This window comes from Photobacterium sp. GB-1 (assembly GCF_003026165.1).
Classification (GTDB): Bacteria; Pseudomonadota; Gammaproteobacteria; order Enterobacterales; family Vibrionaceae; genus Photobacterium.
Map to the genome: position 1 here is coordinate 1 of NZ_PYOB01000044.1, position 10,812 is coordinate 10,812.

The window sequence follows — 10,812 nt, forward strand, 5'->3', positions numbered from 1 at the left end:
TAACAAGATACCATTCAATTCCAAAAAGGAAACAGACTATCTTTATCATTAAAATAACTATAAAGATGAATACTTTACTTATTGATAAAAAAAGGCTTAAGCTATTAAAATATAGCTTAAGCCTTTTTAAAACCAATATCATGATTAAAAATAATCAATTATTACATTATATGATCGAGTAAAAGCACCAAACTGAGCAGCCGTGTTATCATGAGGATCAAATTCATCAATTGGACTTGGTATAACTTGATATTCCAAGTTGTTTAATTCAAATATATCATCATATACTTGACCTAAATTAACACGAACATTATTCGGTCTAAATAAGAACACATTTACAGCCTTGTCATTAAAATTACTCGCTATATTCTCTTCAATACGATAATTTGCCAACATTGTATTTTCCGTATTCGATAAGCCAGCATTAACAGCGGTTCCAACTTCATTATTTTCAGAAATACAGGTTAAATCAAGGTCCACTGGAGTTCTCGGTCCATCGATACCGGGTGTAATATCGCCAACATTAATATCTATATCAGCGTTATTAGCTCCAAACGTACAGGTATTTTGTATAATATGTACAGTGATTCTATCAGCAGTGCCGACATTAATAGGTCTATCAGCATTATTTCTTTGCACTCGATGGAAAATAGAAAATCTTTCTTGTTGAGTGGTAGCATTAGCGGGTACAACTATACGTACCTGATTTACTCTAGTTCGAAGGTTAACTCTCCAATTATTGCGCAAAACCCGATTTCTGAGGTGAAACCCCAAACGTTGACTTCCTCCTCCACAAAATCTATGCAATATATTACCCGCTAAATTATGGCCAGGAAACGCACCAGGAAGTGGATTACCGCCAAGGTTACAATTCCAATTTGTTCCACCACCATTAAATAACAAGCGAAATGTTGATGCAGTTCCTACCATACTAAGAGTTATATTACCTCTAGTTTCAGATCGTGAGTATTCGTCACTAGTACCGACTCGTTCATGAGCCCAAAAGAACTCACTGTTAACTAATTGATTATTTAAAGTAATTCCATCTAGCACAACTGGAACTACAACGTCTCTACCTGGATTAACAAAAACATCAATATCATTAGCATATACATTAAAAGTACTGGTAACAATTAGGAACAACATGATTCCTTTAATTTTAATCATTCTGATAGCCTAATATGTATTCTATAATTAAAACGTTTAATTAGTATTTAATATCCTAATTTCCCTTGAAAATGACTGACTGTTCCGTAATCATTAATAGCGTCAAATTCAAATTTTGAGATTGTTGCTACATAATTGTTTTTAATAAATACTGAACTTTCAGGTGGAAAAACACCTAACTGCTGTTTCATCTCATTGTTTAGTTTTATTTCTTTACCATTAAATTTAACGTTAACTACTGCTAGATAAAAAGGTGTTGGATTCGTAATTTTTATATTTCCATTAGATTTAACAACTGATAATAATTTCTCAGCATTAGCCCTTTTACCTAAAAGAACTTTAGGTCTATAAATTAGTTTTACTCTTGTTTTTAAAGCTAGTGTTATTCTACTTTTTTTAGACTTATCAACAGGTGGTATTTCTTGTAAATTGAGCCAGTACAGAGATTCATTATTAAGAGATGACGATTTATGTGTATTTAGCAGTCTAACAACTTGTGTTTCACCTTTGTTAAATTTAAAAAAGTTAGGCATAGGGATAAAGTTAACGTTTTTATCTTTTTTATTTTCGTTCTCTATCCATATTTGAGCAGCGTATGTTTTATCTGCTATATTCTCTATCTTAATTTCAACGCTTTTATCGCCTTCATTAACAATATATCTTGTTGCGTTTAATTGTAATGCAGCAAACGAATTGCTACTGTAAAAAAGTATAAATAGCCCAATATGTAAAATATATTTTAATGTCATGAATCAACCTAAGTAAAATACGATTAATAATAAGTTAAAGTAATTCTTAACTTGCTTGTAAACTCCCCTGCATTTAAATCTGTATAATTACCGTTACCCGTGTAAATCAGTGTAGCAGTAACATCATGGATAAATTCTGTTTCATTACCGATAGGAACAGGGTAGTTTTGATCAAATACCAAGTTACTGCCTTCAACTAAGAGTTTTATACCAAGTTCATCTTTACTCGTAGAAAGTATTCCATCAGAACTTCCTAATGTATCAATAGGGTCATATTTGATATTAATGCCGTCAATAATTTCAGGCCTAGCGCAATGAATCACAACTGGCACTGTTTCTGTTATAATACCCGTTATTACCTGCCCCGTATCAACAGTTTCAAAATCAACGGTTTCATCATTATTACTATTAACAGTACAACCTGGACTAATAATATTACCGCTAATATTTACAGTTACTTCAGCTATATGTGCCATTACGTAATTAGATGATAAAAGTAATACTGCAAAAGCAATTTTATTCACACTCATATAAATACCATTTAATAAGTCTTAGTAATTACCCATTGATAATGTATTCTCTACTACTGCCAAAATCATCGAGTGCATAAATTGTAATTTTTGAACTAGATTTAACCTTTATCCCAGATAGATCTATTGAACTTTTTGGAGAAAATAATCCTAATTTTTTATCAACGGATTTATTAAAATGAATCAATTTACCATCCACTATTACTTTACTAATAGCAAAATAATATGATGTTGGGTTAATTATCTTATAACCATGATTCACTTTTTCTATTTTTATTTCTTTTTCTGCTTCCAAACGAGTCTTTTGTAATGATGTTGGTCTGTATATCAACTTCACTTTTGTTTGAAGCGCTATTTGCATAAAGCTATCAGGAGTATCTTTTGGCCGAGGTGGCATTTCAAGAACATTAATAAAAAAGAGTGACTCTTGATCCTTTCTTATATTATTTCCAATCTTTTTTAATCTTATAATTTGTCGACCATTTTTTACTATTTTAAACATTGAAGGAAGCACAATAAAATTAACACTATCCGTATTTATTTCATTCAGATTATCTATCCATACTTGGCCGCCATAGTTAACATCACTATCATTGACAATTTTTACGGTAATATCACCTTGTCCTTCATTATAAATATAACGCGTTTTGTTCATTTTAAGCCCAGCATATACACTGCTAGAAAGTAGCATACAACTTACTAAACAAAATGATATTAAGTAATTTTTCATTAAAACCTCAACATTATTGGCAATATATATCTTTAACTTCATTAAGATCTGGCTTAATTTTCGAAATGTCCACATTACAAGTTTGAGTATTTGTTTTGATATGTAGGTAATGTGAAGGTGAGTCAAGCGTTGCCATTAACACCCCTTGTGTTGCAATAAAACCAACATAAACATTATCGTCCGTTGTTACCTGTGAACCTAATGGTAATTCAGTTCCATTCTTATCAAACACACGAAGTAAGTATCTTTGCACTTTCTTATAATCAAATTTACGAACAATTATTGCTTTATCAGTCGGAATTACATTATATGACGTTTTATTTAACTCAATATCATGAGATATATCTTTACTATTTAAATTAATACGATTCTGTGTATAAGTTGAAAGCGGAATAATAATGTTTCCAAAGTTATCAGCTTTACGACCGTTAACTTTAGCTTTATCTATCCCTTTTGTATTCACAATTGCTATAGTTTGCGAGCGACGGCTTGAATAAGCAATACCAGCCCCTTCTGCAGCAGCAACTGAGCCCGAGATAGATCCGCCAACAGACGTTGAGTTATTACTCGTTGAAGCATTAAAACCGATAGCAACAGGATTCAAGTTGGCATTTGTACTAAATGACGCAGAACGTTCAGACTTCGAAGCACTTGCACTTACAGAATGAGAAATATTATCACTGCTGTTGAATGACGTATTGGTACTAACGGTAGTCCCAGATGTTTTAGAATAAGTCACTGATGAATTAGTGAATATATCTCGTTCTTTATAAGATAATGGAATACTTAAACTTAGAGTCGTTGAATAGTCCTCACCAAGAGATTCAGACGATGTTATTGAACCACTAATACTTGCAGTCACACCATTCTCAAATGCTGTTGAGAATGATACGTTGCCACCATATTCGCTAGCGATTATCCCTCGATAATTACTGTACCAGCCAGAAGCAGATAGATATGAATGATCAAAACTATGCGTAAGAATTGTTTCAAATCGATTTCTTAATGACTCACTGCCATACTCATCATAAGAATCAGGATCAAAGCCATTAAAATCAACATAACCAGTACTGTGGTATTCATACGCTACAAATTGAACATGTGTACGTTCTGTAATATCTTTCACATAACGTAAACTTGTGTTGATCCCTTCTAGACTTCTTTTTTGACTTTTATCCGTTTTGTTATATTCGCTTCTAGAGCCATTAACATTAAAAGAAATTGCACCGAAATAGCTTAAAGGAACTCCAGCTCCTATACCTAAGCTTTGGTACTTATCATGTAAAACCACAGCTGTATTTAACGTTGCATACCTAAACCCACGATCTAAAGAAGCAAATATAAATGGATTTTTAATATAGTTATCAAAATCACCTTTGCGTCCCGTTGCTATATTATAATCGTAGTCACCTTCAGCAAGCAGATTTGGTAACGTTGACATTGGATATATTTTTTTAGTAATTTTTCCAGTGTCACTTTCTACCTCCACAACAATATCTTTACTTCCAATAGGGTTAATATTACTAAAAGAGTAATGACCTGCAGGGATATCACGAGAAAGTAATATATATTTACCTTGCTTAATGGTAATTGTTGAGCTGGAATCTGCAAATCCTTCGATAATCGGTGCATAAGCTCTCGTTTTATGAGGTTCCATTGAGCTATCAGAGTATAATGTTAAGCCGACAAAACTAAAATCATTGAGTACAGATGATCGGGTATATGTTTTACCAATAGAGAAAGCACTTTTTATTGGTTTTATCGCTGTTGACACAAGATATTCTGAAGATCTTATACCTGTTTTATTAGTACCACTCGCCTGTGTTGTAAATACCCAGCGATCATAGTTCATCTGTAAATCAAAATTCACAAATGCTGAAGATGTATCTTTACCATGATCCCGATAATAGTGATGACTTGCATTTGCATTGTAATTTAGAATAAAACCATTAGCACCATAGTCCCAGCTATACTCATTATCTTCTAATAAAATAAGTTGTGGTAATTGAAGCGATAAAGATTGCGTAGAAAAATCAAATATAGCTGAAGCTTTCGGTATTTTTTCTAAATTATAGCAATGATCTGTTGGATTGAAAGCGTCGATCATTTTTTCATAATTAATAGGTAGATCTAACGTTTCTAATAAAGTTAATGGCAAACAAATAGATTCTTTATCATCATCCTTTATCACTAAAACATGACGACCATAACTTTTATTATTTAGATAAAAATCAACCAAATATTTTCCAGGAACATTGCTACTTGAATAGTCTAAAAAATCTGATCTTACATTTTTGCCACCATTCATAAATGAAGTATCAAACTCAGTTTGTGCCAAGCACAAAGAAGAGTTCATAACAGCTAAAATAGTAATCACATTTTTTATATGCATGCGTATCTCCATCGCATTTCAACCACGAATTAAATCCATCTTAATTTGTAATCATTGGTCTCTAATAATTAATAGAGTTCTTGTGATATTATGCTTACTGTAATGTTCACATATAAGTTATTAATAATATAATTACTATTAATAAGAGTAATTGAGAAGCACTTATAAAGTACTTCTCCAATTTATTAACGATAGCCGACAACAAATTTAGCTTGCGATTTTACGTTACCAGCTGTTACTGCTGGTTCTGTACTCGCATCATCAGTAGATTTTACCATTTGTGCTTTAAATTGATATCTTGTAGGTGTGTGAATAGCATCAGTACCTGGAGCTATTTTCTCAAAATGAACACGTGAATCAGTTGATGTAATTTGAGTGCCATCGTCTCCTTTCATTAATCTTACGGCAACTTTTTGTGCTTTTGATGCATTTGGCGCCAAATTAGCCAAGTTATTATCAGCATCCCATCCATTAACAGGTACCCAAAGAACTGTCACATCATGAGCTGCAGTGAAACAATCAGAACCATCATTTTTTTTTGCTGAAACAATATCAAAAACGACTTCTTCGGCATTACCAGCTTCTACTTCATCAACAGTAGCTGTCTTTAAATTCACAACGTTAGAAGCATTCGTTGTACCATCACTGTCTTGAATAACAAAATTACATGTTGCTTTCGTTACTTCTCCTTGAAATATAACATCACCTTGATTTGCCAAAGCTGATACTGAAAAAAAAGCAGTAGATAGTAAGATAGTAGAAGCTAATGTAGTCTTTTTATCCATTTTCATATTATATCCTTATCAATATTCGTTGTTCAAAAATGCATTTAAAGTATTACCTTTAAATATTTCATTTTTCACATTAAATTTATTTCCAACAAAATAAATTAGTTAACACCAGCGTGTTTAATTAAAATAAAAGCGATCAATTAACATAAGAGCAATTAATTAACACCAGAGCGATTAATTAACACTAGAGCGATTAATTAACACCAGAGCGATTAATTAACACCAGAGCGATTAATTAACACCAGAGCGATTAATTAACATCAGATCAGTTACCTTTTAAAGTGAATAATTAAAAACCATATTTTTTGTGGGTCTTTATTATAACAACCAGCTATCATAAATCAACCAAACATACCTTTAATGAATAATTCATCATTATAATATGATATCAACCTCAATATTTTTGCAAAAATGTAAATAACAATGCAATCAATAGCGTTAGGTTAATATGTGATTTTTAATATATATACCTCCGACACTCATTATATTTAGTTAATACATACGTAAAAACAATCATCTAATATTCACGATTTACTAAAATCACACTTAAATATAATATTTTGACCATTAATTATTATTTAATATGGAAAATAAAACGGCTTATTTATAGATGAACTAGCTACATTAATGGGCATTATCATAGGTATACTAATTTCAATATGACTCAAAAATAGATGTTTCTCTAAGTGAAAACGAATTAGGATCTGGCATAAATTCTGAATCAACAGTACTCGTATCACCACCAAAATAATCTCGTCCCCAGCTTACGACTTCTCCATTATCTTTTAGTGCAGCAAAAGCAAATAATGTTGCTTGAATATGAATTACGCCAGACTTTAAGCGTGAAACTAAATTAGCATTTTCTGTAGGTTCAGTTACACCATCAGTTGATGTAATTAAACCGCCGCCATGATTATATCCCCATACCACGACAGAACCGTCACTTTTAATAGCGGCAAATGCTTCCCTATTACCCACAATATCTTTAACACCTGAAATCAATTCAGAACTCACACTACTTGAGTCACCACCTGCAGATACATCTCCCCAAGTGACGACTGAACCATCATTTTTAATTGCGGCAAATGCATCTGTTGTACTAGAGATTGCTTTAATATCAGTTAAGTTTACACCTGTATTATTTTTGCCGCCGCAGCTTTCATCACCCCAAACAATAACGCTTCCATCTTGTTTTAAGGCTGCAAAAGCAGATGACGTGGAGAAAATATCAACAACACCAGAAGATAAATGATGTTCGAGCCCATTAATATCCGCCCCCCCATCTGTATTACCCCATACCTGCACCGAGCCATCTTTCATTACTGCAGCATATGCAGAGTCGGTTGTATGAACAGATACAATATCATCACCGTTAAGAGGCGTACCAGTTGCGGAACTAAAAGTAATCTCATTCGCTGACGTCTCTCCACCTGACCAAGTGAAGATTCTCCCCGTTGAAGTCACTGCGGTAAAACCAGGACGTCTTTTCCAAATTGAGTCCTGCTTTCCTGAATCATAAACTTTCACAACATCATTAAGTTTTAATACTGTCGGGTTTGCACTAACATCCCAAGACACAAGGTCGTCACCTTTTAGTGCAGCGAAAGCATTTTCAGCAGAAAAAATTACGTCAATACCTTCAGGGACCTCTTCTTCAACGACTTTGGTATAGCTTCCGTCATGATTAGGGTCATACCATGTATAAACTTTACCAAATGGCATCTCACCAGTGTCATCATAAAAATCTAAACCCGTTACACAAGCAAATGCAAAACGTGATGCGACACAATCTTTAATATAATAAAGTTTATGAGTACCGAAATTTGGATCATATATCCCCATCTCGCCACCATGCCGAATATCTCCCCATGCATTGACAGGAGCTTTCACCCAACCATCAGCATCGTATTCAGGTACATAAACATAAGCCATTTGCGTAGCAACGAGTTTGTATTCGGCTCCTGGTCTTGGCATATATTGGTCTTTAGCGCCTAATGTTTCAGCTCCCCAACCAATAAAATCTGATGAAGAAATAAAAGGATCTAAAGAAGGGCTTTTAGACGCTATGAATGAATAGTGATTGCTATGGATCTGATTGACAGTGGCTATAGAGTAAATTGAATACTCAGAACTAGATTTTTGTCCATACTCATCAACACCAACAACCTCTAATTTAACTGCGTGATTTATATCTTCTGGTTGTAATGTATAAGATTCATCAGTCCCGACCACTTTTCCATTAATGATCCATTGATATTCATAACTATCGCAATGCCTTTCACAATATAAAGAAGAAGTTAGTTCGGCACCAGGTTCATAACTCGCCCCACCTAAATCAAGACCTATATATGTTAAGGTTGGCTTTTCAGGTGGTACAACATTAACAATTATATTGCCTGTTTGTTTTTTATTCGGGTTATTTGGATCAGCCATGGTATAAGATAAAATATCTTGCCCGTACTTATTTTCAGACGGATTATAGGTAAATTCACTTCCGTTAATTGAAACTGAGCCTAACTTTTCGTTAGTAATTTCTTGGATCTTATTGATGGATGAACCATCACCCAAAGAAAATGTTTTTGATTCACCCGCATCAACATACAGAATAATATCTTTCGTGACGGGAGCAGGTAAAGAGAGATCGATAACAACCTTTCCTTTGAATGTCTGGCCCGTATCATTATTCGTCATTGTGTAAAATATAATATCTTCACCTGATTTTCCGGCGATAGATTTATAGGTAAAACGACTACCAGAAAAGCTAATTGTACCTAATTTTTCACCATAAATTGTGTCTATTGAAATATTAGATGGGCCAGAATTCAATGAGATTATTTTCTCGGTTCCAGTAACCATAGAAACAAAATAGTCTTTTGTAATTGGCACCAAAGGTTCAGGTTTATCGTTAATTACATTAATGGAAATTGTACCTGATACAACCTTACCGTTACTATCTGTCGTAACATAAGAAAGTATGTCTTCACCATCAGCATTAATATTGGGTGTATAGGTAATTTGATTCCCATTTGTAGATATACGACCTAGCGATCCCCCTGATAATGAATCAATAACAGTACCTTTACTTCCAAGACTAAATGATTGAGTTGCAGACGACGCCATATAAATAATGAGATCTCGCGTATGAACTTCAATAATATCAGGTGTAATTGGTGAGCCAGAAGAAGGCTCATTAGTTATTTTGATATAGCCTATCGTCGACGATGTACCATCAAAAACATTGTAAGGTATAACCTGCTCACCAATAAATCCATTAGGAATATAAGTTAAGTTATGATTCGATAATTCATATGTACTAGGGCTTTTAATTTGAAAGTTTTTTCCAATGCTAACAATTAAATGCTTCTGTTCTGTATCAAGGTCTGAAAATAAATTATTAAGATTTAGTGTTATCGCTTTTTGATTAAAGGTAATAATTTCATAATCTTTAGTAATTGGTGGTAAAAACTCAGAAGTATCGTTGCCATTGTTCGAAGGTTTTTCCTGATCGAGAAAACCATCATCTTCGCCACCACACGCTGTTAATAATATAACTAAAGGTATACACGACTTTTTCATAGTACGCTCTTCCTTGTACTTTTAAAATACCCAACTTACGCCCATAGAAACTAATTGATGATCGGTATGCCCTATATCATTATTTCCCATTGATTCCGTACGTTGATATTCCAACTTAATATTCAATCGTGAATTTATATAATAGCGAATACCTGCGCCATATACGGGTGAAAAACCTGTAGCAGTACCTTCTCTTAAACCTTTACTTTTACCTGACCATGCAGCAACACCTGCACTCAAAAATGGGTAGAAATCATTTAAATAATTGCCAATAATTCCTTTTAAAACTAATTGTTGAAAGTTACCTTTAATATTTCCTAATGGATATGATGCATTTCCCTCACCAAAGTATTGGTACGCAACTTCAGTTGATAAATACCGATTAAATTGATAACCAACATGCGTGCCAAACGCCCAATGATCTTGATCAACAGATAAAGCATGTTCATCTCCAGCGTTGGTATAACTTCCTTTGCCGATATCTAGTCCTACATACCAATTATTAGAAACATTATTGGTATCAGCAAATGCAGTAGGAAAAAATAAAATTAAAGATGAGTATAAAATCATCGGTCCATATATTTTCAAGTTATTCATAATAATCCTTTTAATTTATGAACTAATATAACTCTCACCTAGAAAATACTATATTTGCGAATAAAAACAAGTTGCATATCAATAATAATCTTATGTCAACATCTTTAATAGAAGCAATCTCAAACTTATGGTAATAATATGAAAATAACTGTTTATTCAATAAAAATTCAGTTTTTCACTTATTATTAATTAATCAATGAATAGTCGGTGAAATTAGATTTTATTTATTTGTAATTTTGAATTTACGTAACATTTTATTAATGTTTTTATAGTGTAGGCA

At 33.1% G+C, this 10,812-nt stretch carries 8 protein-coding genes; all 8 read right to left on the minus strand.

All coding sequences use genetic code 11. From position 1 onward, the window contains the following. Positions 1–144: 144 nt before the first annotated feature. A complete protein-coding gene (locus C9J45_RS21075; RefSeq protein WP_107206684.1) occupies positions 145–1,167 on the minus strand; it encodes a hypothetical protein in 1,023 nt (340 codons plus the stop codon). 47 nt (positions 1,168–1,214) lie between these two features. Then, entirely contained in the window at positions 1,215–1,916 is a 702-nt protein-coding gene (locus C9J45_RS21080; protein WP_107292983.1) for a fimbria/pilus periplasmic chaperone, read from the minus strand. A 23-nt stretch (positions 1,917–1,939) separates the two neighbouring features. Next, positions 1,940–2,446 carry a fimbrial protein gene (locus C9J45_RS21085; RefSeq protein WP_107206686.1) on the minus strand — a complete coding sequence of 169 codons (507 nt, stop codon included), beginning with the start codon at positions 2,444–2,446 and terminating at the stop codon, positions 1,940–1,942. A gap of 28 nt (positions 2,447–2,474) precedes the next feature. After that, complete coding sequence (locus tag C9J45_RS21090; protein ID WP_158259284.1) at positions 2,475–3,176, minus strand: fimbria/pilus periplasmic chaperone; 702 nt, start codon at positions 3,174–3,176, stop codon at positions 2,475–2,477. Between the two features lie 13 nt (positions 3,177–3,189). Continuing rightward, on the minus strand, positions 3,190–5,568 hold the full coding sequence (locus C9J45_RS21095) for a fimbria/pilus outer membrane usher protein (protein ID WP_158260236.1): 2,379 nt from the start codon (positions 5,566–5,568) through the stop codon (positions 3,190–3,192). A 185-nt stretch (positions 5,569–5,753) separates the two neighbouring features. Beyond that, the gene (locus tag C9J45_RS21100; RefSeq protein WP_107262182.1) at positions 5,754–6,359 is read right to left on the minus strand and encodes a fimbrial protein; all 606 of its coding nucleotides are present in this window, start codon (positions 6,357–6,359) and stop codon (positions 5,754–5,756) included. Positions 6,360–7,013: 654 nt separating this feature from the next. Beyond that, positions 7,014–9,935, minus strand: a complete 2,922-nt coding sequence (locus tag C9J45_RS21105; protein WP_107292985.1) for an Ig-like domain-containing protein — start codon at positions 9,933–9,935, stop codon at positions 7,014–7,016. A gap of 21 nt (positions 9,936–9,956) precedes the next feature. Further along, the gene (locus tag C9J45_RS21110) at positions 9,957–10,532 is read right to left on the minus strand and encodes an outer membrane beta-barrel protein (protein ID WP_107206691.1); all 576 of its coding nucleotides are present in this window, start codon (positions 10,530–10,532) and stop codon (positions 9,957–9,959) included. Positions 10,533–10,812: the final 280 nt, after the last annotated feature.

What these genes read in the sequence shown, in the direction of transcription:
- C9J45_RS21075 (WP_107206684.1), bottom strand. Translation starts at nt 1,167, where the DNA reads ATGATTAAAATTAAAGGAATCATGTTGTTCCTAATTGTTACCAGTACT.
- C9J45_RS21080 (WP_107292983.1), bottom strand. Translation starts at nt 1,916, where the DNA reads ATGACATTAAAATATATTTTACATATTGGGCTATTTATACTTTTTTAC.
- C9J45_RS21085 (WP_107206686.1), bottom strand. Translation starts at nt 2,446, where the DNA reads ATGAGTGTGAATAAAATTGCTTTTGCAGTATTACTTTTATCATCTAAT.
- C9J45_RS21090 (WP_158259284.1), bottom strand. Translation starts at nt 3,176, where the DNA reads ATGAAAAATTACTTAATATCATTTTGTTTAGTAAGTTGTATGCTACTT.
- C9J45_RS21095 (WP_158260236.1), bottom strand. Translation starts at nt 5,568, where the DNA reads ATGCATATAAAAAATGTGATTACTATTTTAGCTGTTATGAACTCTTCT.
- C9J45_RS21100 (WP_107262182.1), bottom strand. Translation starts at nt 6,359, where the DNA reads ATGAAAATGGATAAAAAGACTACATTAGCTTCTACTATCTTACTATCT.
- C9J45_RS21105 (WP_107292985.1), bottom strand. Translation starts at nt 9,935, where the DNA reads ATGAAAAAGTCGTGTATACCTTTAGTTATATTATTAACAGCGTGTGGT.
- C9J45_RS21110 (WP_107206691.1), bottom strand. Translation starts at nt 10,532, where the DNA reads ATGAATAACTTGAAAATATATGGACCGATGATTTTATACTCATCTTTA.